Below are 26,746 nucleotides of genomic sequence, written 5' to 3' on the forward strand. Positions count from 1 at the left end.
ACGGGTAGGGGAGTGCGGTGACCGGTCTCGCCGCCGGGGGCCGGGCGGGGTGAGGGGGCGCACATGGCCATCGCGGGGCTCGCCGCGGCCGTCGTTCTGGGCGCGGTCATCGGCGTGCTGGGACGGCTGCTCGCGCCGCGCAGGGAGAGCATGCCGGTCTGGCTCACCATCGGCGCCGGCATCGTCGCGGCGTTCGCCGGGACGGGCCTGGCCCAGCTGTTCGGCCTGGCGGGCGACGGCTGGAGCTTCTGGGCGACGCTCCTCCAGGTCTTCCTGGCGGTGGTCGGCGTGTTCCTGGTGGCGGCGTTCTGGCCCAAGCGGACCCACTCGTAGCGCGCACGGTGCGCGCTACAGGGCCTTCCGCAGGACGGGACGCAGGGTGTCCAGGACGTCCGGGTCCTCGATCGTGGACGGGACGGAGACCTCCTGCCCGTCGGCGATGCCCCGCATCACCCCCCGCAGGATCTTGCCGGAGCGGGTCTTCGGCAGCGCCGTGACGACCGTGACCTCCTTGAGGGAGGCGACGGGCCCGACCTGGTCGCGCACCATCCGGACGAGTTCCGGGCACAGCTCCTCCGGCTCGGCCAGGACGCCGCTCTTGAGCACCACCAGCCCGCGCGGGACCTGCCCCTTGAGGGAGTCCTGGACGCCGATGACCGCGCATTCGGCGACCGCCGGGTGGGAGGCGATGACCTCCTCCATCGTCCCGGTGGACAGCCGGTGCCCGGCCACGTTGATCACGTCGTCGGTGCGGCCCATCACCCACACGTAGCCGTCTTCGTCGACGTGCCCGCCGTCGCCGGTCAGGTAGTGCCCGGGGAACCTGGTCAGGTACGACTCGACGAACCGCTCGTCGTCCTGCCACAGCGTGGGAAGGGTGCCGGGCGGCAGCGGCAGCCGGATCGCGATGTCGCCGTCGGCGCCCGGCGGGACCGGTGAGCCGTCCGGGCCGAGGACCCGCACGTCGTACCCGGGGACCGGCACCGACGGGGACCCCGGCTTGACCGGCATCGGCTCCAGCCCGCGCAGGTTCGCCACGATCGGCCATCCCGTCTCGGTCTGCCACCAGTGGTCGATGACGGGCCGGTCGAGGATGCGCGACGCCCACCGGTAGGTGTCGGGGTCCAGGCGCTCCCCGGCGAGGAACAGCGTGTCCAGCGCGGACAGGTCGTGCCCGGCGAGCAGCGCGCCCTCCGGGTCCTCCTTCTTCACGGCCCGGATCGCGGTCGGCGCGGCGAACAGCGCCTTCACCCGGTGCTGCGCCGCGACACGCCAGAACGCGCCCGCGTCCGGCGTCCCCACCGGCTTGCCCTCGTACAGGACGGTCGTGCAGCCGGTGAGCAGCGGCGCGTACACGATGTAGGAGTGCCCGACGACCCAGCCCACGTCGGACGCGGCCCAGAACACGTCGCCGGGGCCGACGCCGAACACGTTCTCCATCGACCAGCGCAGCGCCACCGCGTGCCCGCCGTTGTCGCGGACGATGCCCTTGGGCCGCCCGGTCGTCCCCGACGTGTACAGGATGTAGAGCGGGTCGGTGGCGGCGACGGGCACGCACTCGGCGGGCTCGGCGGCCGCGACGGCCTCGTCCCACTCGACGTCCCGCGGCCGCACGAGGTCGGCGTGCAGCTGCTCGCGCTGCCGGATCACGCACCGCTCGACCTTGTGCTTCGCCAGCTCCAGCGCCCGGTCAAGCAGCGGCTTGTAGGGGACGATCCGGCCCGCCTCGATGCCGCAGGACGCCGACACGACCGCCTTGGGCCGGGCGTCGTCGATGCGGACGGCCAGCTCGCGTGCCGCGAACCCGCCGAAGACGACCGAGTGCACCGCGCCGAGCCGCGCGCACGCCAGCATCGCCACGACCGCCTCGGGCACCATCGGCAGGTAGATGACCACGCGGTCGCCGCGGTCGACCCCCTGCGCCCGCAGCGCCCCGGCGAACCGGGCGACGAGGCCGGTCAGCTCGCCGTAGGTGTAGGTCCGGACGGTCCCGGTGACGGGGCTGTCGTAGATCAGCGCGGCCTGGTCGCCGCGTCCCTCCTCGACGTGCCGGTCCAGCGCGTTGTCGCAGGTGTTGAGCTCACCGCCGGTGAACCAGCGGTAGAACGGCGGCGCCCCGTCGTCCAGTACGCGGTCGGGCGGGACGAGCCAGCGCACGTCCCGTGCCGCCAGGCCCCAGAATCGGGTCGGATCGGCGATGCTGCGTTCGTACGCGGCCGCGTAGGCGCCCATGTCGTCCTCCCGGTCGGGTGTCCTGGCCCGCTGCTTCCGGCCCGCTCGGCGATCGGGCCGCATCCCTATAGGGCATGGCGCGGGTGCCGTTCGTCAAGGCCCCGCGCCGCCCGGCCCGCGCCGCACGGGCGCCCGGCGTGCGTACGGCATGCCCCGCAGCAAGGGGGCGAACCAGGCCGTCCGGCCTGCTAGTCGGAGTGGCGGAACCCGTGCGCGAGGGCGACGATCGCGGCCACGACGGAGCCCGCGGCGACGACCCAGAAGCACAGCTCGTACGCGGCGAGGGTGGGGACGTCGGTGCCGGCGATGACCTGCCCGGCGAGGACGGACGCGGTGACCGCGCCGGCGATTCCGCCGCCGGTGGTGCGCACGAGCGAGTTGATGCCGCTGGCGATGCCGCTCTGGTCCATCGGGACGTGCTGGATGGCGAGCGTGCCGAGCGCCGCGTAGGCGATGCCGAACCCGATCCCCTGGATGGCGCTGAACGCGAGCATGTCGTACACGTGCGAGTTCGACACCGCCAGCCACGCGTAGCACAGCCCGGCGAAGGCCGACCCGATGGCGAGCGTGAACGCGGGACCGATCCAGGCGGCGATCCGCCCGGCCATGAAGGAGAAGGCCAGCATCGTGACCGTACTCGGCAGCATGTAGAGCCCGACGTCCAGGACCGAGCCGTCCAGCCCGTACCCGACCACGTCCGGCTTCGCCTGCACGAAGCCCGCGATCAGTGTGAACGAGGCGAACATCGAGAACCCGAGCAGCGCCGAGGCGACGTTGGCCGACAGCGACCGCGCGCCGACGAGCAGGTTCAGCCGCACCAGCGGGGCGCGGACCCGCAGCTCGATCACGACCCAGGCGGCGCACAGCACGGCGGCGGCGGTGAACAGGCCGAGGACGCCGCCGGACGTCCAGCCCCACGCGTTGCCCTCGCTGATGCCGAGCAGCAGGCAGATCAGCCATGCGGCGAGGACGGCCACGCCCGGGTAGTCGGGCCGCCCGCCCGCGCGGACGCCGACGTCGCGGGCGGCGGTCCCCACCAGCACCAGCCCGGCCGCGGCCATCGCGCCGGCGATCCAGAACACCGGGCGGTGGCTGTCGGTGCGGGCAGCGATCAGCCCGGTCACGATCATGCCGGCGCTGCCGCCGGCGCCCATGGTGGCGCTGACGACGCCGATCGCGGTGGTGATCCGCTCGCGCGGAAACGTGTCCCGGATCATGCCGATGGCCAGCGGGATCATCGACGCCGAGACGCCCTGCAGCGCGCGTCCGGCGATCAGGACGATGAGCGATCCCGACAGCGCGCAGATCACCGAGCCGGCCAGCAGCAGGGCGAGGGCGAGCAGGATCATCCGCTTCTTGCCGTACATGTCGCCGAACCGCGTCAGCAGCGGGGTGGCGACCGCACCGGCCAGCAGCGATGCGGTGAACACCCATGTCACATCGGTGATCGGGGCGTCGAAGCGGTCCATGAGCTGGGGCAGCATCGGCAGCACCAGGGTCTGCTGCACCGCCACGGACATCCCGGCGAACGCCAGTGCGACCAGGGTGAGGCCGGTGCGCCCGGGATCGGGGGGCGGGCGCCGGGCCGTCTCGCGCGCCGTGGTCGGGGCGCCGGTCATCGAACCTCCATCGGCCGGTCGCCGGGGGAGCCGGCCGATCGGCGATCTTGTTACTTAAGTTAAGTAAGTGTAGAACGGTAGGCTGGGTGGCATGTCATCACCGGTGCCGCCGGACATCGTGGAGATCGAGCGGGCGCTCAGCCGGGTCGCGCACATGCTGACCCGGTTCAAGCAGCACGACCGCACCGTGGTCGCGGCCGGCGTCCCGGTCGACCGCGCGGCCGTGCCGCTGCTGCGCGCCCTCGCCGAGAACGCGGGCCCCATGCGGCCGGGGGAGCTGGCCGTCCGGCTGGCCGTCGAGGCGCCGCACGTCACCCGGCAGGTCCAGCGGCTGGAGCGGGCCGGGTACGTCGAGCGGGTCCCCGACCCCGACGACGGGCGGTGCCTGCGGGTCGGGCTCAGCGGCGCCGGGCTGGAGGCCGTCGAGGCCATCCGCGCGTCCGGGCGGCGCTGGATCTCGGGGGCCCTCGCCGAATGGTCGCCCGCCGAGCGCGAGCGGCTGGCCGGGCTCGTGCACCGGATGGTCGACGACTTCGAGGCTCACTCCGGCACCCCCGACGCGAGTACCGCAGACGCGGGCGCCCCCGACGCCGGCGCGCCCGATGCCGGTGCGCCCGCCGCGGGCCCCCGGATGGCGGCGCCGTCCGGCCATGCCGGGTCGGGCCGGAGCTGAACCGATGACGGTTTCGAGTCGTTTGTGGTTTACGTGATGTTAGAGAGATTTTCCAGGCCGCGGTGTGTGCGAGATCTGGTTTTGCGACGGGCTCCCACCTCCATAGGGTTACCTTTCGTGGACCGTCGTCTGCACAACCCCCGCAATGGTCTCCCCCGCCCGGCCCGTCGCCGCGCTTCCTTCCGCATCCCTTTCCGGGAGGGACGCTGATGCACGTCGTCACCACCGCCGGCCACGGTGGGCACGGCAAGTCGGCGCTCGTGCGCGCCCTCACCGGCAAGGAGCCCGAGGAGCCGGGCGCGTGGACGGAGCTGCCCTCGGGACGCCGCGTGGCCTTCGTCGACGCGCCCGGGGACGAGCAGGGCGTCCCGGCCATGCTCGCCGGCGCCGCCCCCGCGTCCGCCGTCCTGCTGGCCGTCGCCGCCGACGAGGGGTGGATGCCGCAGACGCAGGAGCATCTGGAGGCCCTCGGCGCGCTCGGCGTCCGGTTCGGCGTCGTCGCCGTCACCAAGGCGGACGCCGCCGACCCGAAGCTCGCGCTGCGCCAGGTCCGCGAGCGCCTCGCCGGGACCGCGCTGCGCGGTGCGGAGGCGGTCGCCGTCAGCACCGGCACCGGGACCGGGACCGGGACCGGCGAGCTGGCCGCGGCACTGGACCGGCTCGCCGGCCGCCTCCCCGTCCCCGACCCCGCCGCCCCGGTGCGGCTGTGGATCGACCACGCCTTCACCGCCGGCCGCCAGACCGTCGTCACCGGCACCCTCGCCGCCGGGACGATCGCCGTCGGCGACGAGCTGCTCCTGATGCCCGCCGGCGAACGCGTCCGCGTCCGGACGATCGGCTGCGCGGGCGAGCCGTGCGAGTCCGTCGGCGGCGTGTCGCGGATCGTGCTGACCCTGCGCGACGCGGGACGCGTGGACGGCGGCATGGCCCTGGTCGCCGCCGGCGCCTGGACCCACACCACCTGCATCGACGTCCGCACCCGATTCGGCGAGGCGTCCGGCCGGCTCGCGCGGCGGATGACCCTGCACATCGGGTCGGCCGCCGTCCCGGTCCGGCTGCGGCCCCTCGGCCCCGACACCGCCCGCCTGACCCTGAACACGCGGGTCGCCCTGCACCTCGGCGACACCGGGATCCTGCGCGACCCCGCGCGCCGCTCGATCGCCGGGGTGAGCGTCCTGGACGTCCGGCCGCCGACCCTGGTGCGGCGCGACGCGGGCGCGGCACGGGCACGGGAGCTGGCGTCCTGGCCCGACCGGCCGGACGGCACGATCGTGCTGCGCCGGCACGGCGTCCTCCGCCGGTCCGAGCTGTCGGTCATGGGCTGCGCGCCGCCGCCGGACGCGGTCACGCTGAACGGCGAATGGGTCGCCGACCCCGCGCACTGGGACTCGCTGTTCGAGCGCCTCAGCGAGGAGACGTCGCGGCACGCCGCCGAGAGCCCGCACGCCCCGGGGATCCCGCTGGAGACCGTCCGGCTGCGCCTCGGCCTCCCGGCCCGCCGGCTCGTCGCCGCGCTCGTCCGCCCGCCGCTGCGCGTGGAGGCCGGACGCGTCTACGGCCCCGCACCCGCCGCCGCACGGGTCCCGGAGCAGGCCCCGCGGCAGATGGCCTCCACCGCGATCGCGTCCGCGCCGCCGCCGCCCTGGGCGGACGCCGTGGAGCGCCTCCGGGCCGACCTCGCGGACGCCCCGTTCTCGGCGCCCGCCGCCGGCCGTCTCGCGGAACTGGGCCTCACGGGCGGGAACCTCGCCGACGCCGAACGCGCGGGCGCCGTCCTGCGGATCGGCGGCGGCGCCGACGGCGACCGCGACGGGACCGACATCGTCCTGCTGCCGGGCGCGGACCGGGAGGCGCTGCGCATCCTGTCCGCCCTGCCGCAGCCGTTCACGCCCGGGCAGGCCGGGAGCGCCCTGTCCACCAGCCGCCGCATCGCCGTCGCCCTGCTGCGCCACCTGGACGGGCTCGGCCTCACCGAACGCCGCCGCTCCTGACCCTTGGGTGAAAACCGGTTGAACCGCGACCCTGTCTTCTGGCGTCATAGATCACGGTTCGGATCCCGCTGATCAAGGAGAAGGCATGCCGTACCAGACCATCAAGGGCGGCCGCGTTCCCATCCGGATGTGGACCGACCCGGCCACCGTCGAGGACCCGGCCCTCGACCAGCTCCGCAACGTCTCCGCCCTGCCGTGGGTGGAGGGCCTCGCGGTGATGCCCGACGTCCACTACGGCAAGGGCGCCACCGTCGGCTCGGTCATCGCGATGAAGGACGCGGTGTCCCCGGCGGCCGTCGGCGTCGACATCGGCTGCGGGATGACCGCCGCGAAGTCGTCGCTCACCGTCGAGGACATGCCCGACGACCTGTCGGGCCTGCGCGGCCGGCTGGAGAGGGCGATCCCCGTCGGCCGCGGATCGCACCGGCAGGCCGTCGACCCGGACGGGCTCCCGAACCTGAAGGAGCGCGGCTGGTACGACTTCTGGAAGGCGTTCGACGACCTGCACCCGGCGGTGCGGTCCCGCCTCGGCCGCGCCCGCGTCCAGATGGGCACGCTCGGCGGCGGCAACCACTTCCTGGAGCTGTGCGCGGACGACGACGGCGCGATCTGGCTCGTCCTGCACTCGGGGTCCCGCAACATCGGCAACGAGCTGGCCGAACAGCACATCGAGGCCGCCCGCAAGCTGCCGCACAACCAGGACCTGCCGGACAACGACCTCGCCGTCTTCCTCGCCGGCACCGCGAAGATGGACGCCTACCGCCACGACCTGTTCTGGGCGCAGGAGTACGCGCGCCGCAACCGCGCCGTCATGATGGCGCTCGCCCAGGAGGTCGTGACGAAGCGGTTCGGGGAGAAGCGCTGCCGCTGGAACCAGATCATCTCCTGCCACCACAACTACGTGGCGGAGGAGGAGTACGGCGGTACGGAGCTGCTCGTCACCCGCAAGGGAGCCATCCGCGCGGGCGCCGGCGACCTCGGCATCATCCCGGGGTCGATGGCGACCGGCACCTACATCGTGCGGGGCCTCGGCAACGAGACCGCCTACAACTCGGCCTCGCACGGCGCGGGCCGCAGGATGAGCCGCAACAAGGCCCGCAAGAACTTCACCGTGGACGACCTGGTCGAGCAGACCCGCGGCGTCGAGTGCCGCAAGGACAGCGGCGTCATCGACGAGATCCCGGGCGCCTACAAGGACCTGGAGACGGTGATCGAGGCGCAGTCGGACCTGGTCGAGGTCGTGGCGCACCTCCGCCAGCTCATCTGCGTCAAGGGCTAGCCGCACCTCCCCGGCCCGGGCCGCGCCCGGGCCGGGGAGGTGCGGGAGGTCAGTGGACCCGCAGCAGAACGGGCCACGTCCTCGGCCCGACCTCGCCGTCGGCGGCGACGCCGCCCCAGCTCTGGACGGCCTGGACCGCACGCTCGGTGACCGGCCCGAAGTCGCCGTCGATCTTCACCTCGGGATGCGACCGGGCGAGCAGCAGACCCTGCACGGTCTCGACGTGTTCGCCCCGGTCGCCGCGCTTGAGCAGGGGAAGGTCACTCATGAGGTTCTCCATCCACGATGAGCCGGACGAGCCCGAGCCGCCGGACCCGCCCGAGCCGCCGGAGTAGGCGGGGCGCCCGTACCCGGCGATGACGCCCGCCGAGCGGACGCGCCGCAGGCACTGGTTCGAGGTGTTGCCCTCGATGGTCTGGATCCGCCCGCCGCCGAGGACGCGTTCGACGACGCCGACGTGGTCGACCCGGGAGATCGAGTTGGTACCGGACCAGTCGTAGAACACGATGTCGCCGGGGCGGCACCGGTTGACGTTGGCGGTGGTGCCGGAGTGCCAGCGACCGAGTTTCTTGAAGTCGTTGGCGTGCGTGGGCGTGTAGGCGCGGTCCCCGTTCGGGCAGACCGCCCCGTGGTTGCCGGACTTCCATGCCGCCCACGTGATGGCTGCGTCACACCAAGGGAAGTTGTACGAGTACGCACTGCCGTTGCGCTCGGCGTACCACCGTTGAATGTGGTTGGGCTCCCCGAGGCCGATGATGGAACGCATCTGCCGGAGCATGCCGGGTGCAGACATTAGATCTCCCCAAGCATGTCGTGGCTAGCGATCAGATACATCGCAGCGCTCAGCACGCGGTCTGCTTGCCGCCGCTCGCCCGCTTGTCCGCGTAGCAGGCGGCGAGCGGGCGAGTCTCGCGACAACGTGAGCAGCGTTTCTCCCGCAGCATTTCCGCCGCGCTCACCGCGCACCGTCCGGGTCCGGGGGGCCGTCGCCCCGGTGGACGCCGTCGGCGTCCGGTTCGCCGTACAGGCTCCGGAGGACCTCCTCCTCGTCGGCCTCGGTGGCGCGGGCGCCGTTGACCGGCTCCGGCGGCAGCGGTTCGCTCATGTCATCCTCCATCCGGCGCGCCTCCACGCCGGTGACGACCATAGCGACCCGCTCGCCGGCCTTGCCGACTTTCCGGGACGATCCGGAGGTCGCCTCCTCAGGGCTCAGGCGAGGACGCGGTCGATGAAGGCGGTGACGTCGGCGAGGACCTCGCCGCGGTTGGTCTCGTTGAACACCTCGTGCCGCGCGCCGGGGTAGATCCGCTCGGTGAGGCCGCCGCCGCGGATCGCCTCGATGCCGGTCCGGGTGTCGCCCGGCCGCACGAGCCGGTCGGCCTCCCCGTGCACGTAGAGGGTGGGCAGGGCGCCGAGGGACCCGTGCTCGTTGACGCGCGTCAGCGCGGTGTCGAGGGCCTTCACGGTGGCCTTCCTGAACGGGCCGTGCCAGATGAGCGGGTCCTCGGTGTACGCCCTGCCGACGGCCGGGTCGCGCGACAGCGTGGACGGGTCGATCGGCTCGTCGGGCATCTCGTCCAGGGGGAGCAGCTCCTCGACGACGTGCCAGCGGCCGAGCACCGGCCCCGACAGCACCAGCGCGGCGAGGAGACCGCCGTGCAGCTGGGCGTACCGGGACGCGATCAGCCCGCCCATCGAGTGGCCGATCATGACGACGGGCAGCCCGGGATGGTCGCCGCGCGCCGACTCCACGACCGTGTGCACGTCGGCCACGACGTCGTCGTAGTCCTCGACCAGCACCCGCTCGCCCGCGGAGCGGCCGTGCCCCATGTGGTCGGGGCCGCACACGACGGCGCCGTGCCGGACGAGGACGTCCGCGACATGGTCGTAGCGGCCGAGGTGCTCGCCGTAGCCGTGCACGAGGACGGCGGCGTAGCGCGGCTCGCCGTCCGCCCAGATCCGGGCGGTGATCGCGCCCCGCGTCCCCGCGAACTCCCATTCCCGCGCCGTGGTCACTCCGGCCTCCTGGTGGTCACTCGGGTCTCCTCGATGGTCTACGGAACGTAACCGTCTCCCGCGATGCGACGGAACGTCAACCACCGGAATAGGGTGGAGTGTCCGACCGCAATTCTCGGCGGGCAGTGAGTCCGTCCGCCGCACAGCAGGAAGGGGCGCCCGTGCTGGTCGACACCTTCGGCCGAACCGCGACGGACCTGCGGGTCTCCCTCACCGACCGCTGCAACCTCCGATGCTCGTACTGCATGCCGCCCGAGGGCCTGGACTGGCTGCCCAAGCCCGAGGTCCTCACCGACGACGAGGTCGTGCGCCTCGTGGGCCTGGCCGTCCGGGAGCTCGGGGTCACCGAGGTCCGCTACACCGGCGGCGAGCCGCTGCTGCGGCGCGGTCTCCCCGACGTCGTGCGGCGGACGGGGGAACTGGAGCCCCGGCCGCAGATCTCCCTGACCACCAACGGCATCGGGCTCGACCGGCTGGCCGTGCCGCTGGCCGAGGCCGGGCTCGACCGGGTCAACGTGTCCCTCGACACCCTCGACCGCGACACTTTCAAACGGCTCGCGCACCGCGACCGGCTGGACGACGTCCTGAAGGGGCTGGCCGCCGCGCAGGCCTCGGGACTGCGGCCCGTCAAGGTCAACGCGGTGCTGATGCGCGGCGTCAACGACCACGAGGCCGTCCCGCTGCTGCGCTACTGCCTCGACCACGGCTACCGGCTGCGGTTCATCGAGCAGATGCCGCTGGACGCCCAGCACGGCTGGACCCGCGAGAACATGATCACCGCGGACGAGATCCTCGAACGGCTGTCGGCGGAGTTCGACCTCGCGCCCGACGAGCAGCACGACCGCGGCAGCGCGCCCGCGGAGGCGTTCACGATCGGCGGCGGCCCGGACGTCGTCGGCGTGATCGGCTCGGTGACCAGGCCGTTCTGCGGCGCCTGCGACCGGGTGCGGCTCACCGCGGACGGGCAGATCCGCAACTGCCTGTTCGCCACCGAGGAGTCCAACCTGCGCGACGCGCTGCGCGGCGGCGCCACCGACACCGAACTCGCCGACCGGTGGCGCAAGGCGGTGTGGGCCAAACGCGCCGGGCACGGCATCGACGATCCGACGTTCCTGCAGCCCGCCCGGCCCATGTCGGCGATCGGCGGCTGATGGACCGCGGCCCCGGGCCGTTCGACGCGGTCGTGCTCGCCGGCGGGCGCGCCCGCCGGTTCGGCGCCGACAAGCCCGCCGCGCCCGTCGGCGGCCGCGCGCTGATCGAGTGGGCGGCCGCCGCCGCGTCCGGTGCGTCCCGGCTGATCGTGGTGGGGCCGCCGCGGGACGTCCTGCCGGGGGCCGTGCTCGTCCGGGAGGACCCGCCGGGCGCCGGGCCGGTGCCCGCGCTGCGGGCGGGGCTGGCCGAGGTGCGCGCACCGCGGCTGGCGCTGCTGGCCGCCGACATGCCGTTCCTGCGTCCCGCCCACCTCGCCCGGCTGCTGGACGCGATGGGGGACCGGGCCGGTTCCGTGCTCGTGGACGGCGACGGCCGCGAACAGTGGCTCGCCGGGTGCTGGCGCGCCGGAACGCTGCGGGAGGCGCTGAACGGCTACCCGGGCGCGTCGCTGCGCGGGCTGCTCGGCCCCCTGGCCCCCGTCACGGTCGCGTTGCCGGCGGACGCCCGCCCGGCCTGGTACGACTGCGACACCCCCGAGGAGCTGGCCGCCGCCGAGCGCCTGCTTTGATCGTGTGAGAGTGGGCAGATTCGCCAGAACCATGCGTGAAGGGGGACCCATGTCGGTGCTTGAGGACTGGATCAATGCGGCCTGCGGCGAACTGGGTCTCGAACGTTGCGACATCGACCGCGACCTGGTGCTGGACCTGGCCCGCGACGTCGCTCACGGGGTCGCGCGGCCGGGCGCGCCGCTGACGGCGTACCTGCTCGGCCTCGCGGTCGGCCAGGGCGCGCCCGCGCGGGACGCCGCCGCCCGGCTGACCGAGATGGCCGAGGGCTGGAGCGCCAGGACCGCCGAGGCCGCCGAGGGGACCGAGGCCGCGGTGCCGGGGCCGGCCGAGGTTCCCGGGCCGGCGGGCGAACCCGTCCTCGACGACGCCTAGCCGCCGGCCGCGGGCGCGTCGAGGTCGGTGACGGGCACCACGTCCTTCAGGAAGTCGCGGCGGTCGAGGAACGCCGACAGGCTCTCGCGGTGCGCGTCGCAGGCGAGCCAGACCTTCCGCCGGTCCGGCGTGTGGATCTTCGGGTTGTTCCAGCGCAGCGCCCACACGGCGTCGGCGCGGCACCCCTTGGCGGAGCACTGCCGTTCGCCGGGGCCGGTCCCCGGAGCGGAGTCGGTCATCGGCCCACTGTGGCACAGCCCGCCCGCCGGAACGTGCCCGCCCCGCGTTTCGCCAGGTGATCGCCGGATAGGACCCAGCCGTGCGGACCGAGGGCTCAGGCGCCCCGGACCAGGGCCGGGACGGGCGGCGCCGCTGGGAGGCCCTCTCGGTCTGCCTGGTCGCGGCGTTCATGACGCTGCTGGACGTCAGCATCGTCAACGTGGCGCTGCCCTCGATCCGCGATGGGCTGAACGCGTCCGAGGCCGGGCTGCAGTGGATCCTGTCGGGATACGCGCTTGCGTTCGGCCTCGTCCTCGTGCCGGCCGGGAGGCTCGGTGACGCCCGCAGCCGCCGCGCCGTGTTCCTGTACGGGCTCGCGCTGTTCACGGCGGCGAGCGCGCTGGCCGGGATCGCCCCGACGATCCTGTTCCTCATCGTGGCCCGGCTCGTGCAGGGCGTCGCGGGCGGCATCCTCAACCCGCAGGTCGCGGGCCTCATCCAGCAGCTGTTCCACGGCGCCGAGCGGGGCCGGGCGTTCGGCGCGCTCGGCGCCGTGATCGGGATCGCGACCGCCGTCGGCCCGCTGCTCGGCGGCGCGCTGATCGCCGTCGCCGGGCCGGAGCAGGGCTGGCGGTGGGTGTTCTACGTCAACGTCCCGGTCGGGGTGGTGGCGCTCGTGCTGGCGTGGCGGCTGCTGCCCGCGCCCGTCTACGGGGAGCGCCAGGGCCTCGACCCGATCGGCGTGGTGCTGCTGGGCGCGGGCATCGTGTGCGTGCTGCTGCCGTTCGTCCAGGAACAACAGCGGCAGAGCGCCCTCACGTGGCTGTTGGTCCCCGCGGGCGCGGTACTGATCGCGGTGTTCGCCGCGTGGGAGCGACGCGCCCGGACGCCGATGGTCGACCTCGGCCTGTTCCGGCTCCGCTCGTACGCGCTGGGTTCGGCGATCGCGCTGCTGTTCTTCGCCGGGTTCACCGCGATCTTCTTCATCTTCACCCTCTACCTGCAGAGCGGCCTCGGCTACAGCGCGCTCGGCGCGGGCCTCGCGGTCACCCCGTTCGCGGTGGGGTCGGGCATCGGGTCCGCCGTCGGGGGACGGATCGTGGCGCGGTACGGGCGTCCGCTCGTCGCCGCCGGGCTGGCCCTGGTCCTGGTGGGCCTCGGCGGGGCGTGGGTGGCGGTCGAGCTGAGACCCGGCAGCGGTGTGGCGTGGGCGACCGCGGCGCCGCTGCTGGCGGCGGGCCTCGGCACCGGCCTCGTCATCGCGCCCAACCAGACGATCACCCTGTCGGAGGTGCACCACACCGGGGGCGGCAGCGCGGCGGGCGTGCTGCAGGCGGGGCAGCGCGTCGGCACCGCGATCGGGATCGCCGCCGCCGGATACCTGTTCTTCGCCACCCTCTCCGGCACGGGAGGGGACTGGGCGGCCGCGTTCCGCGACGGGCTGATCGTCGTCATGGTGTTCGTCCTGGCGGCGCTGGTGGCGGCGGCCGCGGACCTGGCCGCCGGCCGCCGTGCGGGGAGCGGCGGCTAGCCGTGTTCCCGGCGCCCGCGAGCCCTCGGCGCATACGTGCGGAGGGCGCGTGCCGCCAGGGCGAGGGCGCCCGCGGTGCCGAGGACGGCCCCGGCGAGGATCAGGTTCTGGCGCCTGATCCGCGCCGGGATCTCCGCGTAGGGCACCGTCGAGAACGACACCAGCTCGTAACGGGACACGTAGCGTCCGGCCAGGCGCCGCTCCAGCGCGTGCGTCGCGGCCTGCTTCGTCCGGTACACCGGGGACGACACGCGGTCGCGCATCTCGATGAAGTTGTCCAGCGCCATCTCGGCGATCGCGTCGGTGTTGGGCTTGCGCCGCTCCTCGTAGAGCGACAGCGCGCGGGCCCAGTCGCCGCCGGTCTCGGTGAGGCACCGGTCGATCTCGATGCAGTCCTCGAACGCGCAGTTGGCGCCCTGCCCGAAGAACGGGACGATCGCGTGCGCGGCGTCGCCCAGCAGCGCCGTGATCGCGCCGCCGGCCCCGGACCGGGTCCACGGCCGGCACCGGACGGTCACCAGTGACCCGACGGGGTTGCGCCCGTAGTCGGCCGTCAGGTCCGGCATGAGGTCCGTGACGTCGGGATAGTGGCGCTCGAAGCAGGCGGTGACCTTCTCCGGCGTGTCCAGCGCGTCGAGGTCGGCCTTGGGCCAGAACAGCGTGCAGGTGAACGACCGGTCGAGGTTGGGCAGGGCGATCATCATCGAGGTGCCGCGGGGCCAGATGTGCAGCGCGTCCGGGTCGAGGGCGAACTCGCCGTCCCTGGGCGGGATGGTCAGCTCCTTGTAGCCGTGCTCAAGGAAGTCGGCGTCGTCGTCCAGCTCCAGGGACCGGCGGACCGCGCTGTAGGCGCCGTCCCCCGCCAGGACGACGTCGGCGGGCTCGGCGTCGGCGTCCTCAAGGAGCACCGCTCCGGTTTCGGCGTCGACGCCGGTGACGCGCTGGGAGAACCGCAGCGTGACCCCGGGGGTGGCGTCGGCGGCGTCGAGCAGCGACCGGTTGAGCTCGGCCCGGCCGATGGAGTTGATGGCGCGCTCGCCGTCCGCGCTGTACGGCTGGAAGTTCTGCCCGCCGGACAGGGGGTGCACCATCCGCCCGTGCATCGGCAGTGCCCGCTTGAGGGACTGGTCGCGCAGGCCCACCTGCTCCAGCGCGGCAAGGCCCCGGGCGGAGATCGCCAGGTTGATCGAGCGTCCGCGTTCGGCGCCCGCGACCCGCGGGTCGGGGCGCCGCTCGTACACGGTCACGGGGATGCCCCTGCGGCCCAGCAGCACCGCCAGCAGGGAGCCCGCCAGGCCGGCGCCGACGATCGCGACCCGCTCGCCGCCGCCGTCACGCACCATCGGCGGGGGCCTCCCCCGTACTCGCCGGTCCCGTACTCGCCGGCTCGGTCTGCGAGCGGACCTCCCACAGGTCGGGGAAGGAGGGGGCGAACAGCGTGCGGCGCAGGTAGTCCGCGCCGGCCGAGCCGCCCGTGCCGATCTTCGCGCCGATCGTCCGCTCCACCATCTTCAGGTGCCGGTACCGCCATTCCTGGATGCCCTCGTCGACGTCGACGAGCGCCTCGCAGACCTCGGCGGCGGGCCCGGACTCGTCGGCGTAGACGGCGAGCAGCGCCTTCTGCACGCCCGGGTCGGGCTCCCAGGCGCGGGAGGTGTCGCGGTCGAGGGCCTCGGGCGGGACGGAGAAGCCCTTGCCGTCCAGGTAGCGCAGCAGGGAGTCGAAGATCGACCGGCGGGACACCGCCGCCTGGAGCCGCTCGTCGTCGCGCAGGTCCGAGGCCGGGAACCTGCGCCGCCCGAGGACGGCCTCGATCTCGCGGAACTGCTCGCTCTGGAACCCGCTGGAGCTTCCGAGGACGTCGCGGAACGCGGCGAACTGCCGGGGCGTCATCGTCTCCAGCACGTCCAGCTGCCCGACCACGGTCTTGAGGATCTTGGCGATCCGGCGGGCGGTGTGCATCGATCCCGCGCTGTTGCCCTCCTCCAGCCTGCTCTGCAGCAAACCGGCCTCGTGCAGGATCTGTTTGAACCACAGCTCGTAGACCTGATGAATGATCACGAAGAGCAGCTCGTCGTGGGCCCGGGTCTTCGGCTCCTGACAGGACAGGAGATCATCGAGCTTCAGATAGCCGCCGTACGTCATTGTCGGCGAATCCGCCATCACGCCTCCTTGAGACACAACGGATGTCCCCGCAGCATATGGGATCGTTCCGCACGTCCCCCGGACGGGTGCCGCCGCGCCCTCCGAACCGGGCACCGGGCTGGAACACCCGGTTCCGCGACCACTGAGCCTCACCACCGGCCCTCACCGCGGGCACGCCCGTCCTCGGGGAACGGGCCAGGACGTCAGTCGACCTCGCCGGCGGAGACGCGGACCGCGCGCAGGGCGGCGGTGATCCCCGCGGCCTCGGCGGCGGGCAGGTCGGCGATGCCGAAGCCCGACTCGTTGAGGGCCCGGGTGGCCTCCTCGGCCAGGTCGCGCCCGGCCGGGGTGATGGCGGCCAGGACGACGCGGCGGTCGTCGGGGGAGGGACCGCGGCCGACGAGGCCGCGCTGCTCCAGCCGGCCGATCACGTTGGTGACCGACGCGGGGTGGACCATGAGGCGGGTGCCCATCTTGCCCATGGGGAGCGTCCCGGTACGGGTGAAGGCGAGCAGGCGCAGCGCCTCGTAGGCGGCGAACGTCAGCGCGTACGGTTTGAGTACGGCCTCGATCCGGCTGAGCAGGATCTGCTGGGCCCGCATCACCGAGGTGACGGCCGCCATGTGGTCGGCGTGCTCGGGCCAGCGGATGCTCCACTGGCGGTGGGCCTCGGCGATCGGGTCGGGGGTCTCGGGCACCGGACCACCGTATGTCGTCGAGGGCGGTGTGGTCTTGACCGGGTCGCGCACGGAAACTATTTTAACTTCCAAATATTGGATGTCCAAGGTTTGAGGTGGAGACGGTGACGGGGGATCTGCACGTGCCGGTGCACCCGGTGCGGTTCGTGACGGCGGCCGCGCTGTTCGACGGCCACGACGCGGCCATCAACATCATGCGGCGCATCCTGCAGTCCCAGGGCGCCGAGGTGGTGCACCTCGGGCACGACCGCTCGGTCCGCGCGGTCGTCGACGCCGTCCTGGAGGAGGATGCGCAGGGCGTGGCGATCAGCTCGTACCAGGGCGGCCACGTCGAGTACTTCGAGTACCTGTCGCGCAGCCTCAAGGAGGCCGGCGCCGAGCACGTGCGGGTGTTCGGCGGGGGCGGCGGCGTGATCGTCCACGAGGAGATCGCGCGGCTGTCGGGCGCCGGCGTGCGGATCTTCTCCCCCGAGGACGGGCAGCGGCTCGGCCTCCCCGGGATGATCAACGAGCTGGTCCGCGACTGCGACGTCGACCTGGCCGCCGACCCCGTCCCGGCCGCGGCCGTGGTCGCGGGGGAGCGGCGCGCCCTCGCCCGGACCATCACCTGCCTGCAGGCCGGGCGGCTGCCCGAGGACGCGCGGGCCGCCCTCGCCGAGGCGGCGGGACGGCGGCGCGTCCCCGTCCTGGGCATCACCGGGACGGGCGGTTCCGGGAAGTCGTCGCTCACCGACGAGCTGGTGCGGCGGCTGCGCGTCGACCAGCGGGACGGGCTGCGCGTCGCGGTGCTGGCCGTCGACCCGACGCGGCGGCGCGGCGGCGGCGCCCTGCTCGGCGACCGCATCAGGATGAACGCCCTGGACGGCGACCGCGTCTTCTTCCGCTCCCTGGCGACCCGCGGCGCGCGGGAACTGCCCGACGGCATCGAGGACATCGTCGGCGCCTGCAAGGCCGCCGGATACGACCTGGTCATCCTGGAGACGCCCGGCATCGGGCAGGGCGACGCCGCGATCGTGCCGCTGGTCGACGTCTCGCTGTACGTGATGACGCCCGAGTTCGGCGCCGCCACCCAGCTGGAGAAGATCGACATGCTCGACTTCGCGGACGTCGTGGCGATCAACAAGTTCGAGCGGCGCGGCGCGGCCGACGCGCTGCGGGACGTGTCGCGGCAGCTGGTCCGCAACCGGGAGGCGTTCGGGCAGCGGCCCGAGGACATGCCCGTGTTCGGCACCAGCGCGGCCACGTTCGACGACGACGGCGTCACCGCGCTCTATCGGCACATCGGCGGGCTCCTCGGCGAGCACGGGCTGGAACTGGCGGACGGTGCCCTGCCCGAGATCACGACCAAGACCTCCACCGGCGCCGCGACGATCATCCCGCCCGGCCGGGTGCGGTACCTGTCCGGCATCGCCGAGACCGTGCGCGGCTACCACGCCGACACCGTCGAGCAGATCGAGGCCGTCCGGCGCGTCCAGCGGCTGGACGAGGTGCGCGCCGAGCTGACGGACGCCGCCGAGGTCGAGGGGCTGCTGGAGAAGGCGCGCCGCGACGTGGCCCCGGACAACGCCGGGCTGATCGAGGGCTGGCCGGCGGTCGTGGAGTCGTACTCGGGCGACGAGCAGGTCGTCCGGATCCGCGACAGGGAACTGCACACCGCGCTGACCCGTGAATCCCTGTCGGGCAGCCGCATCCCGCGGGTCGCGCTGCCGCGCTACACCGACCACGGTGAGCTGCTGAGGTTCCTCCGCAACGAGAACCTGCCCGGGCGGTTCCCGTTCACCGCCGGGGTGTTCCCGTTCAAGCGCGACAACGAGGACCCCGCCCGCATGTTCGCGGGGGAGGGCGACCCGTTCCGGACCAACCGCCGCTTCAAGCTGCTGTCGGAGGGCCAGCCCGCGACCCGCCTGTCGACCGCGTTCGACTCGGTCACCCTGTACGGGCGCGACCCGGACGAGCGTCCCGACGTCTACGGCAAGGTCGGCACGTCCGGCGTGTCGATCGCCACGCTGGACGACATGAAGGCGCTGTACGACGGTTTCGACCTGGCCTCGCCCACGACGTCGGTGTCGATGACCATCAACGGCCCCGCGCCCACGATCCTGGCGTTCTTCCTCAACACCGCCATCGACCAGGGGCTGGACGCCTTCTACGACGAGAACGGGCGCGCACCGTCCGAGGACGAGGCCGCGGCGATCCGCGCGCGTGTGCTGTCCACCGTGCGCGGCACCGTGCAGGCCGACATCCTCAAGGAGGACCAGGGGCAGAACACCTGCATCTTCTCCACCGAGTTCTCGCTGCGGATGATGGGCGACATCCAGGAGTGGTTCATCGCCAACAAGGTCCGCAACTTCTACTCGGTGTCCATCTCCGGCTACCACATCGCCGAGGCCGGGGCGAACCCCATCAGCCAGCTCGCGTTCACCCTCGCCAACGGGTTCACCTACGTCGAGTCGTACCTGGCCCGCGGCATGGACATCGACGACTTCGCGCCCAACCTGTCGTTCTTCTTCTCCAACGGCATGGACCCCGAGTACAGCGTCCTCGGACGTGTGGCCCGCCGCATCTGGGCCGTGGCCATGCGCGACCGGTACGGCGCCAACGAGCGCAGCCAGAAGCTCAAGTACCACGTGCAGACGTCCGGGCGCTCCCTGCACGCGCAGGAGATGGACTTCAACGACATCCGGACGACGCTGCAGGCCCTCATCGCCATCTACGACAACTGCAACAGCCTGCACACCAACGCCTACGACGAGGCCGTCACCACGCCGACGGCTGAGTCGGTGCGGCGGGCGCTGGCGATCCAGCTCATCATCAACCGCGAGTGGGGCCTGGCGATGAACGAGAACCCGCTGCAGGGGTCGTTCATCATCGACGAGCTGACCGACCTGGTCGAGGAGGCGGTGCTGACGGAGTTCGACCGCATCAGCGAGCGCGGCGGCGTGCTCGGCGCGATGGAGACCGGCTACCAGCGGGGCCGCATCCAGGACGAGTCGATGCTGTACGAGCAGCGCAAGCACGACGGATCCCTGCCGATCGTGGGCGTCAACACGTTCCGCGGCCCCGACGCCGGGGACGGGACACCGGACACGATCGAACTGGCCCGCGCCACCGAGGACGAGAAGCGGTCCCAGCTCGACCGGGTCCACGGCTACCAGGACGCGCACCGCGACGACGCCCGCGCGGCCCTCGCCGCCCTCCAGGACGCGGCGCGGTCGGGCGAGAACGTGTTCGCGGTGCTGATGGACGCGGCCCGCGTGTGCAGCCTCCAGCAGATCACCGACGCGTTCTTCGAGGTCGGCGGCCAGTACCGCCGCAACGTCTGAGCCCCCGTATGAGCGCTTTCGACGACACCGGCGCCCCGGTCCCCGTCCCGGACCGGGTGCGCCGCGTCGTGTCGATCGTCCCGTCCCTGACCGAGACCGTCGCCGTCACCGCGCCGGGCCTGCTGGCGGGCGCCACCGACTGGTGCACCCACCCCGCCGGCCTGGACGTCCCGCGCGTCGGGGGCACCAAGAACCCCGGCCTGGAGCGGATCGCGGAGCTGCGGCCCGACGTCGTGCTCGGCAACACCGAGGAGAACCGCCCCGCCGACGTCGAGGCGATGCGCGCCGCCGGGTTCGCGGTGTGGATGACGGAGATCCGCACCGTGGACGAGGCCCTGGCGTCGCTGCGCCGCATGCTCGCCGAGGCGTGCCGCGTCCCCGTGCCGGGCTGGCTGGACGAGGCGTCCCGCGTCTGGGCGGACGTCACGCCCGGCGAGCCCCGCTCGGCCGTCGTCCCGGTCTGGCGGCGGCCGTGGATGGTCGTCGGCCGCGACACCTTCACCGGCGACGTCCTGTCGCGGCTCGGGGTGTCCAACGTCTACGCGGGCCACCCCGAGCGCTACCCGAAGATCGCGCTGGAGGAGCTGAACGCCGCAGGCGCCGACCTGGTCGTGCTGCCGGACGAGCCCTACCGGTTCACCGCGGACGACGGCCCCGAGGCGTTCCCCGGCATCGACGCCGCGCTCGTCGACGGCCGCCATCTCACCTGGTACGGCCCGTCGCTCGCCGTCGCCCCCGCCGCGCTGTCACGGCAGCTCGCCGCCGCATCGCGCCACCCCGGCCCCCGGACCCGCTGAGCGCCCGCCGGCCGAGCGGACCTACCGGCCGGCCCGCTCCCCGCCGTGGGCGGGGCCGCGCGTGAACATCGCCTCCACGCAGGCGGCCATGCGCCCGTCCAGTTCCTCCGCCGGAAGGCCGATCTCGCGCGCCAGGTGCTCGCGCAGCAGCGTGTACCCGTAGATCGTGGACGCGATCGCCGCCTGCACGGCCTCGACGTCGTCGACGGGCAGCTCGCCGCGCGCGGCCTCCGCGGCGAGGTCCTCCCGGCTCGCGCCCCGGTTGAGCAGCACCCGGGGCCGGTCGTCGCCGTCCAGCACCAGCAGCGACGCCAGGACGACCGGCTCGGGGTTGCGCAGGCTCGTCCAGAACAGCCGTGCCAGCCGCTTGCGCAGTGGCAGCCCGGCCGCGTCCACCGCGTCCTCGGCGTTCGGCCGGGACCGGTGGAACAGCGCCGACCGCAGCAGCGCCCGGCGCGACCCGAAGTACTGGTAGACCAGCCCGCGGTTGACGCCCGCCTCGTCGGCGACCTGCCGCAGGTTCAGCCCGGCGAGGACGCCGCCGCGCCGCAGCAGCGTGATCGCCGCCGCGCGCAGCGACTCCTCGGTCGCCTCCCGGTCCCGCGCCGGGCCGTCCCTGCGGGCCGTCCGCGCGGTCACGTGCGGCGCCTTTGTGGGGGGACGACCCCCCACGCCCCCCGGTTCATGCCCGTGGGCCGCCGGCCACGTAGATCACCTGGCCGGACACGAACGAGGCGTCGTCGCTCACGAGGAACGCCACCGTCCCGGCGATGTCCTCGGGGACGCCGACGCGCCGGACGGGGATCTCCTTGGCGGCGGCGGCCTTGAAGTCCTCGAACCCGACGCCGACGCGGGCGGCGGTCGCGGCCGTCATCTCCGTCGCGATGAACCCCGGCGCGATCGCGTTGGCGGTCACGCCGAACCTGCCCAGCTCGATCGCGAGGGTCTTGGTGAAGCCCTGCAGCCCCGCCTTGGCGGCCGAGTAGTTCACCTGCCCGCGGTTGCCGAGCGCCGACACCGACGACAGGTTGACGATCCGGCCCCAGCCGGCCTTCGTCATGTGCTCCTGCGCGGCGCGGCTCATCAGGAACGAGCCGCGCAGGTGCACCGACATGACGGTGTCCCAGTCGTCGTCGGTCATCTTGAACAGCAGGTTGTCGCGGGTGACGCCGGCGTTGTTGATGAGCACGACGGGCGGGCCGAGCTCGGCCGCGACGCGGGCGACGGCGGCGGTGACCTGCGCGGAGTCGGCGACGTCCACGCCGACGGCGAGGGCCTTCCCGCCGTCCTTCTCGATCTGCGCCACGGTCCCGGCGCAGGCGGCCTCGTCGAGGTCGCAGACCGCGACGGCGAACCCCTCCCGGGCGAGCCGGACGGCGGTGGCGGCGCCGATGCCCCGCGCCGCGCCGGTGACGATGGCGACCCTGGTGTCGGTCATGTCGACTGCCCCTCTCAGACCTGGAGGTCCTTGGCGATGATGGTCTTGAGCACCTCGCTGGTGCCGCCGTAGATGCGGGTGACCCGGGCGTCGGTGTACAGCCGCGCGATCGGGTATTCGAGGATGTAGCCGTAGCCGCCGTGCAGCTGCAGGCACTTGTCGACGACGCGGGCCTGGACCTCGGTGCAGAACAGCTTGCACACGGCGGCGTCGGCGGGGGTGAGCTCCCCGGCGTCGAGGGCCTCGATGCAGCGGTCGACGAGCGAGCGGGCCGCCTCGACCTCGGTGGCGCACTCGGCGAGGACGAACTTGGTGTTCTGGAACGACGACACGGTCTTGCCGAAGACGGTGCGGTCCTGGACGTACCTGCGGGCGAACTCCACGGCGGCGGCGGCGGACGCGTAGGAGCTGGTCGCGATGCCGAGGCGCTCCTCGGCCAGGTTGTGCGTCAGGTACTCGAACCCGCGGCCCTCCTCGCCGAGCAGGTCCTCGGCGGGGACGCGGACGTCGGTGAACGACAGCTCGGCGGTGTCGGAGCTGCGCAGCCCGATCTTCTCCAGCTTGCGGCCGACCGCGTAGCCCTCGCTCTTGGTGTCCACCGCCAGGATCGACAGGCCCGCCCGGCGGTTCTCCGGCGTGGCCGGGGACGTCCGCGCGACGACGAGGACCCGGTCGGCGAGGACGCCGCCGGTGATGAACGTCTTGGCGCCGTTGAGGACGTAGTGGTCGCCGTCGCGCCTGGCGGTGGTCTGCATGCCGGCGAGGTCGGAGCCGGTGCCGGGCTCGGTCATCGCGATGGCCGTCATCATGTCGCCGGACACGAACGGCGGCAGCCAGCGCTTCTTCTGCTCCTCCGACCCGTACTTCAGCACGTAGGGCAGGACGAGGTTGACGTGCACGCCGTAGCCGCCGAAGCTCACTCCGGCGCGGGCGCACTCCTCGGAGACCACCGCCTGGTACTTGAAGCTGGTCTCGCCCGCGCCGCCGTACTCCTCGGGCACCTGGATGCCGAACACGCCGAGTTCGCCGAGCTTGTTGTAGAAGTCGCGGGGCGGATGGCCGGCGTCCTCCCACTCGCCGTAGACGGGCGCGACCTCCGCCTCGATGAACGCCCGGATGGTCTCCCGGAACGCCTCATGGTCCTCGTTGAACACGGTGCGGCGCACGCTGTGCCCCTTTCGCTGCGCTGTTAACAGAACGCTAACCTAACTCGAATCGGGTTCTAGAATCAAATACGAGTCAGGTGTCGCGTCCGTCGGCGCGGCGGATCCCGGAGCGGCGGACGCTCAGCAGTCGGGCTCGCAGACCCGCTGGGACAGCGCCTTGAGGAAGAGGGCCTGGACCTGTCCCGGCGTCTCGGCCACGTACGCGTCGCCGCCCGTCAGCCGGGCGATCTGCCGGAGCTCGCCGACGTCCACGCCTTCGCCCAGACCGAACATGTTGATCTGGACGGGGCGCTCCGGGTCGTACGCGCGGCGGATGTGGTCCAGGGTCTCCGGCAGCGAGGGACCCTCCTTGTCCTCGTTCTTCCCGTCCGTCCACAGCAGGATCGAGTTCACGTACTCCGGCTTGTAGGTCCGCTTCATGTGATCGAACGCGGCGATGGCGGTCTCGTACAGCCCCGTGCCGCCGTCCTCCTTCACCCTGGTCTGCGCGAACGCGCTCAGCACGAGCTGGCGGCGGGTGGCCGAGCCGAGCCGCTCGTCCAGCGGCCCCACGCCGACCAGCTCCCGCCAGTCCCGCTCGCCCTCCAGCTCGGTGGAGAACACCCAATGGCCGAGCTCGCTGTCGTCCGGCAGCAGCGACAACCCGTTCTGCGCCGTGCGGATCGTGGACTGCAGCCGCGTGGCGCCGGGCGCGATCTTGCGGTCCATGGACCCGGAGATGTCGATGATGCTCAGCATCCGGATGCTCAGCGAGAGCTGCGCCCACTGCTGCATGGTGCGCTTGACCTCCGCCGCGGGCGCCGGCGGCAGCGCCTTCGGCGGGCGCTCGCTCAGCCCGGTCTTCGCCGAGAACGCCGCGGGCGCGGTGCCGTCGGGCGTCCGGAAGCCCAGCCTGCGCACGTCCTCGCGGGTGGCGCCGCCCGCCAGCTCCTCGCGCAGCAGCCGGGCCGCGCTCACCTTCACCGGCTCCTCGGACAGGACGGTGACGGGGTGGTCGAGGAAGACGGTGCCCTCGGCCGGGTACACGGCGACGGCGATCTCGGGCGGACGTTTCGCGTTGAAGGCGAACACCGCCTGCTCGGGCGTCAGCGCCACGGGGTAGCGCTCGCCCGGCTTCTGGCCGAACGCGGCGAACTGCGCCTTGACCGACGCCGCGATGCCCTCCCGGAACGTCCGCACCACGCCGGTGAACACCGCCTGACCCTGCGGGTCGTCCGCCAGCAGCGCGCCGGCCAGCATCAGCGTGCCCATGCCGGTGGCGGTGCGGTCGGGGTCGGGGACCTGCAGCCGGAACAGGCGCGGGGGGATCACGCCTTCGGCGGGCGCGGTCGCGGGCCCCTGCTCGGCGTTCTCCGCCGTCCCGGCCGCCGCCAGCAGCTCCTTCCAGGACGGCTGCGCGGGCGCCCCGAGGTTGCGCAGCTGCACCGCGAGCCCGCGGGGCATCGCCAGCACGATCGGGCTCGACGCCATCCCGCCGAGGTGGGTGAAGTCCGCCGCCGCCCCTGCCCGGCCGGACTCCTCGACGAGCTTGGTCCACAGGGACGAGTCGGGGATCCAGACGTCCGGCCTCTCGGTGACGCCCGCGACCCCCTTGCCCGACAGGAGCGTCGCGACGGCGGCCGGGTCGGCGGACCGCACCCGCGCGATGGCGCACCTGCCGGCGACCTGCCTGCGGGCGTCATTGAAGCGTTTCGCGGCCCGGATGACCGCCGGGGCGACGTCCGGCGCGGCCGCCACGCTGATCGTGAGCGCGCCGCCGCCCGCGCAGTCGTCGCCCGTTCCGGTGAGCGCGTACGCGCCGATGCCCGTTACCAGGACCAGCCCGACCGCGCCGGCGAGCGGTCCGAGCAGGATGCCGCCGAACGTCCTCGGCACGCGGGGCCTCCTGCGGCCCGGCTTGGCGGCGGCGTGCGCGGGTCCGGGGGGACGGGACGCGCGGCCGGGCCGCTCGAAGGCGTCGAACGGCCGGTCCGCGGCCGGGCCGCCCGCGGTTCCGCCGGGCGGCGTCCGGCCCGCGGCACCGTCCGCCGGGCCGGTGGGCACGCCGCCCGGATAGGAGGCGCCCAGGAAGGTGTAGGGGGCGCCGGGATCTCCGCTGTCCGGCGGGGTCCGGGGTGCCCACTCGGGCACGTCGTCGTGTCCGCTCATCGCCGATCTCCGTTTCCCGGGCGGCGGCGCCGGGCATGGCGCACCGCATGGTGACGGCCGCCCGATGAGACACATGTACGATGTGTCTCAGGCGGGGCCAGCTGTGATGTTCGTCTCATCGACGCCTTCCGTCAAGTGGGTCGACGGGTCGGGACCGGACGGAATCCACGGCGGGCGGCGCGGGGGGCCCGCCGCGCGGGGATGATGCCATCGCCGTTCAGAGGTACGCAGCGCGCCCCGGATCGGATCGGTCTGCGTCCAGGTCGTTCTGACGGACGGTGCCCGGCCGGAAACGCCGTGCTGCACACGGATTCGCGGGCGAAAAGTTCGGTTCGGCGGAGTTTCGGGTCGTGGCCGGACCAGGCCACGGCCAGTGCTTGCCTTTTCGCCAGAATGTGCTTGTGACCGGGACGGGCCCTCAGGCGCGGGTCACGGGAAGGTCATCGCTGGCCAGGGGGAGTCCCATGGCAGGACCTCGGATATGAAAAGCGGCGCCGGGTGGATACGGGGGCAATCCACCCGGCGCCGCATCATCGGTGTTCCGACGGGGGCCCGGAACACCGGCACGGGCGCTCCGACGGGGGACCAGAGCGCCGGTACAAATCGTACACCGAAACCCCCCGCGGTTAGTCAAGAGAATGTCACGACCCGATTTCCGGTCGCTGTCCGGAACCCGGCTTCTGTTCCCCTGCCTCGGGGTCCTCGAAGGCCGCCGAGGCCGTCGGCTCCCGCCCGCCGTTGGCGAAGATCACCGCGATGTAGGGCAGGAGCAGCGCCCCGGCCACCAGAACGAGAACCGCCCACGCCGGCGCGCCGCCCACCGCGGCCAGTATCGCGCCGACGAAGCACACCGTGCGGACGCCCATCGACACCAGGTACCGCCGCTGCCGGTACCCGATGTCCTCGGACATGGGACGGGGCGCGTCGGTGACCGTGTAGACCTCGGGTTCCCGATGGTGATTGACCTTCACCATTCCACGGTAAGCCCATGGAGTCCGGCTTGCGATACCAGTCCGGGTCAAGACATCGGAGGGAATGAGATGACCGATCGCACGTACCGCGTGACGGAGATCGTGGGAACCTCGCCGGAGTCGGTCGAGAGCGCGATCCGAAACGGCGTCCGGCGCGCCTCGCAGACCCTGCGCCACCTGGACTGGTTCGAGGTGACCGAGGTCCGCGGGCAGATCGAGGACGGCGAGGTCGCCCACATCCAGGTCACCATGAAGGTCGGCTTCCGCCTGGAGGACACCTGAGCGGGGGGGGGGCGCCCCCCCCGGGGGGGGGGGGCCCCCCGGGGGGGGGGGGGCCGCCCCGCCCCCCCCGCCCGGGGGGGGGGGCCCGCCCATAGGGGGCGGGGGGGGGGCCGGGGGGGTGTTTG

25 protein-coding genes are annotated in these 26,746 nt (G+C 73.2%); 11 read left to right on the forward strand and 14 right to left on the reverse strand.

The annotated features are described in order from the left end of the window. The first annotated feature begins 63 nt into the window (after window positions 1-63). On the forward strand, window positions 64-333 hold the full coding sequence (locus tag ACGFIS_RS27560; RefSeq protein ID WP_392973063.1) for a GlsB/YeaQ/YmgE family stress response membrane protein: 270 nt from the start codon (window positions 64-66) through the stop codon (window positions 331-333). A 15-nt stretch (window positions 334-348) separates the two neighbouring features. Here the strand turns inward: ACGFIS_RS27560 and ACGFIS_RS27565 are convergent, their stop codons facing one another. Both ACGFIS_RS27565 and ACGFIS_RS27570 read right to left on the reverse strand, forming a co-directional pair. Next, the gene (locus ACGFIS_RS27565) at window positions 349-2,295 is read right to left on the reverse strand and encodes a propionyl-CoA synthetase (RefSeq protein ID WP_392904814.1); all 1,947 of its coding nucleotides are present in this window, start codon (window positions 2,293-2,295) and stop codon (window positions 349-351) included. Window positions 2,296-2,420: 125 nt separating this feature from the next. Then, entirely contained in the window at window positions 2,421-3,851 is a 1,431-nt protein-coding gene (locus tag ACGFIS_RS27570; RefSeq protein ID WP_392904811.1) for an MFS transporter, read from the reverse strand. Window positions 3,852-3,942: 91 nt separating this feature from the next. Between ACGFIS_RS27570 and ACGFIS_RS27575 the strand changes: the two genes are divergently transcribed. The 3 genes from ACGFIS_RS27575 to ACGFIS_RS27585 all read left to right on the forward strand — a co-directional run bounded on the left by ACGFIS_RS27575 (window position 3,943) and on the right by ACGFIS_RS27585 (window position 7,794). After that, window positions 3,943-4,524: a MarR family winged helix-turn-helix transcriptional regulator gene (locus ACGFIS_RS27575; RefSeq protein WP_392904808.1), complete on the forward strand. Its 582-nt coding sequence runs from the start codon at window positions 3,943-3,945 to the stop codon at window positions 4,522-4,524. A gap of 209 nt (window positions 4,525-4,733) precedes the next feature. Beyond that, entirely contained in the window at window positions 4,734-6,515 is a 1,782-nt protein-coding gene (locus tag ACGFIS_RS27580; RefSeq protein WP_392904806.1) for a SelB C-terminal domain-containing protein, read from the forward strand. An 85-nt stretch (window positions 6,516-6,600) separates the two neighbouring features. Then, window positions 6,601-7,794, forward strand: coding sequence for an RtcB family protein (locus ACGFIS_RS27585; protein WP_392904803.1), 1,194 nt, complete (start codon window positions 6,601-6,603; stop codon window positions 7,792-7,794). Between the two features lie 49 nt (window positions 7,795-7,843). On the opposite strand, the gene ACGFIS_RS27590 is transcribed toward ACGFIS_RS27585, so the two are convergent. The 3 genes from ACGFIS_RS27590 to ACGFIS_RS27600 all read right to left on the reverse strand — a co-directional run bounded on the left by ACGFIS_RS27590 (window position 7,844) and on the right by ACGFIS_RS27600 (window position 9,810). After that, window positions 7,844-8,560: a peptidoglycan-binding protein gene (locus tag ACGFIS_RS27590; RefSeq protein ID WP_392904801.1), complete on the reverse strand. Its 717-nt coding sequence runs from the start codon at window positions 8,558-8,560 to the stop codon at window positions 7,844-7,846. 189 nt (window positions 8,561-8,749) lie between these two features. After that, window positions 8,750-8,899: a hypothetical protein gene (locus tag ACGFIS_RS27595; protein WP_392904798.1), complete on the reverse strand. Its 150-nt coding sequence runs from the start codon at window positions 8,897-8,899 to the stop codon at window positions 8,750-8,752. Between the two features lie 104 nt (window positions 8,900-9,003). Next, window positions 9,004-9,810: an alpha/beta hydrolase gene (locus tag ACGFIS_RS27600; RefSeq protein ID WP_392904795.1), complete on the reverse strand. Its 807-nt coding sequence runs from the start codon at window positions 9,808-9,810 to the stop codon at window positions 9,004-9,006. A 161-nt stretch (window positions 9,811-9,971) separates the two neighbouring features. Here ACGFIS_RS27600 and moaA point away from each other — a divergent pair, with 161 nt between their 5' ends. The 3 genes from moaA to ACGFIS_RS27615 are packed head-to-tail and all read left to right on the forward strand — an operon-like array spanning window position 9,972 to window position 11,903. Further along, window positions 9,972-10,961, forward strand: coding sequence for a GTP 3',8-cyclase MoaA (gene moaA, locus ACGFIS_RS27605; RefSeq protein WP_392904793.1), 990 nt, complete (start codon window positions 9,972-9,974; stop codon window positions 10,959-10,961). Next, window positions 10,961-11,530, forward strand: coding sequence for a molybdenum cofactor guanylyltransferase (locus ACGFIS_RS27610; RefSeq protein ID WP_392904791.1), 570 nt, complete (start codon window positions 10,961-10,963; stop codon window positions 11,528-11,530). The genes moaA and ACGFIS_RS27610 overlap by 1 nt, the downstream gene beginning before the upstream one ends. A gap of 49 nt (window positions 11,531-11,579) precedes the next feature. Continuing rightward, window positions 11,580-11,903: a DUF6457 domain-containing protein gene (locus ACGFIS_RS27615; protein WP_392904789.1), complete on the forward strand. Its 324-nt coding sequence runs from the start codon at window positions 11,580-11,582 to the stop codon at window positions 11,901-11,903. Here the strand turns inward: ACGFIS_RS27615 and ACGFIS_RS27620 are convergent. Beyond that, window positions 11,900-12,142 carry a hypothetical protein gene (locus ACGFIS_RS27620; RefSeq protein ID WP_392904787.1) on the reverse strand — a complete coding sequence of 81 codons (243 nt, stop codon included), beginning with the start codon at window positions 12,140-12,142 and terminating at the stop codon, window positions 11,900-11,902. The two genes, ACGFIS_RS27615 and ACGFIS_RS27620, sit on opposite strands and share 4 nt — an antisense overlap. Before the next feature lie 80 nt (window positions 12,143-12,222). Between ACGFIS_RS27620 and ACGFIS_RS27625 the strand changes: the two genes are divergently transcribed. Further along, complete coding sequence (locus ACGFIS_RS27625) at window positions 12,223-13,653, forward strand: DHA2 family efflux MFS transporter permease subunit (RefSeq protein WP_392973065.1); 1,431 nt, start codon at window positions 12,223-12,225, stop codon at window positions 13,651-13,653. On the opposite strand, the gene ACGFIS_RS27630 is transcribed toward ACGFIS_RS27625, so the two are convergent. The 3 genes from ACGFIS_RS27630 to ACGFIS_RS27640 all read right to left on the reverse strand — a co-directional run bounded on the left by ACGFIS_RS27630 (window position 13,650) and on the right by ACGFIS_RS27640 (window position 16,496). After that, entirely contained in the window at window positions 13,650-14,996 is a 1,347-nt protein-coding gene (locus ACGFIS_RS27630; RefSeq protein ID WP_392973067.1) for an FAD-dependent oxidoreductase, read from the reverse strand. The two genes, ACGFIS_RS27625 and ACGFIS_RS27630, sit on opposite strands and share 4 nt — an antisense overlap. After that, complete coding sequence (locus tag ACGFIS_RS27635; RefSeq protein WP_392904780.1) at window positions 14,986-15,816, reverse strand: tryptophan 2,3-dioxygenase; 831 nt, start codon at window positions 15,814-15,816, stop codon at window positions 14,986-14,988. Before ACGFIS_RS27635 ends, ACGFIS_RS27630 begins: the two co-directional genes overlap by 11 nt. 185 nt (window positions 15,817-16,001) lie before the next feature. Then, window positions 16,002-16,496, reverse strand: a complete 495-nt coding sequence (locus ACGFIS_RS27640) for a MarR family transcriptional regulator (RefSeq protein ID WP_392904778.1) — start codon at window positions 16,494-16,496, stop codon at window positions 16,002-16,004. A gap of 104 nt (window positions 16,497-16,600) precedes the next feature. Here ACGFIS_RS27640 and icmF point away from each other — a divergent pair, with 104 nt between their 5' ends. Beyond that, window positions 16,601-19,819 carry a fused isobutyryl-CoA mutase/GTPase IcmF gene (gene icmF / locus ACGFIS_RS27645; protein ID WP_392973113.1) on the forward strand — a complete coding sequence of 1,073 codons (3,219 nt, stop codon included), beginning with the start codon at window positions 16,601-16,603 and terminating at the stop codon, window positions 19,817-19,819. A gap of 8 nt (window positions 19,820-19,827) precedes the next feature. After that, complete coding sequence (locus ACGFIS_RS27650; protein ID WP_392904773.1) at window positions 19,828-20,616, forward strand: helical backbone metal receptor; 789 nt, start codon at window positions 19,828-19,830, stop codon at window positions 20,614-20,616. A gap of 21 nt (window positions 20,617-20,637) precedes the next feature. On the opposite strand, the gene ACGFIS_RS27655 is transcribed toward ACGFIS_RS27650, so the two are convergent. From ACGFIS_RS27655 to ACGFIS_RS27675, 5 genes are all read right to left on the reverse strand, one after another. After that, complete coding sequence (locus ACGFIS_RS27655) at window positions 20,638-21,255, reverse strand: TetR/AcrR family transcriptional regulator (protein WP_392904771.1); 618 nt, start codon at window positions 21,253-21,255, stop codon at window positions 20,638-20,640. Between the two features lie 43 nt (window positions 21,256-21,298). Continuing rightward, window positions 21,299-22,054 (reverse strand): 3-oxoacyl-ACP reductase FabG, encoded by a 756-nt coding sequence (gene fabG / locus ACGFIS_RS27660; protein ID WP_392904768.1) that lies wholly within the window; start codon window positions 22,052-22,054, stop codon window positions 21,299-21,301. Between the two features lie 14 nt (window positions 22,055-22,068). Further along, a complete protein-coding gene (locus tag ACGFIS_RS27665; RefSeq protein ID WP_392904766.1) occupies window positions 22,069-23,220 on the reverse strand; it encodes an acyl-CoA dehydrogenase family protein in 1,152 nt (383 codons plus the stop codon). Between the two features lie 120 nt (window positions 23,221-23,340). Next, complete coding sequence (locus tag ACGFIS_RS27670) at window positions 23,341-25,368, reverse strand: substrate-binding domain-containing protein (protein WP_392973069.1); 2,028 nt, start codon at window positions 25,366-25,368, stop codon at window positions 23,341-23,343. A 641-nt stretch (window positions 25,369-26,009) separates the two neighbouring features. Beyond that, window positions 26,010-26,339, reverse strand: coding sequence for a DUF3099 domain-containing protein (locus tag ACGFIS_RS27675; protein WP_392973071.1), 330 nt, complete (start codon window positions 26,337-26,339; stop codon window positions 26,010-26,012). 69 nt (window positions 26,340-26,408) lie between these two features. Here ACGFIS_RS27675 and ACGFIS_RS27680 point away from each other — a divergent pair, with 69 nt between their 5' ends. Beyond that, on the forward strand, window positions 26,409-26,621 hold the full coding sequence (locus tag ACGFIS_RS27680) for a dodecin (RefSeq protein ID WP_392904760.1): 213 nt from the start codon (window positions 26,409-26,411) through the stop codon (window positions 26,619-26,621). Window positions 26,622-26,746 lie beyond the last annotated feature (125 nt).

The sequence above is a fragment of the Spirillospora sp. NPDC048824 genome, assembly GCF_043198455.1.
In the GTDB taxonomy this organism is placed as follows: Bacteria; Actinomycetota; Actinomycetes; order Streptosporangiales; family Streptosporangiaceae; genus Spirillospora.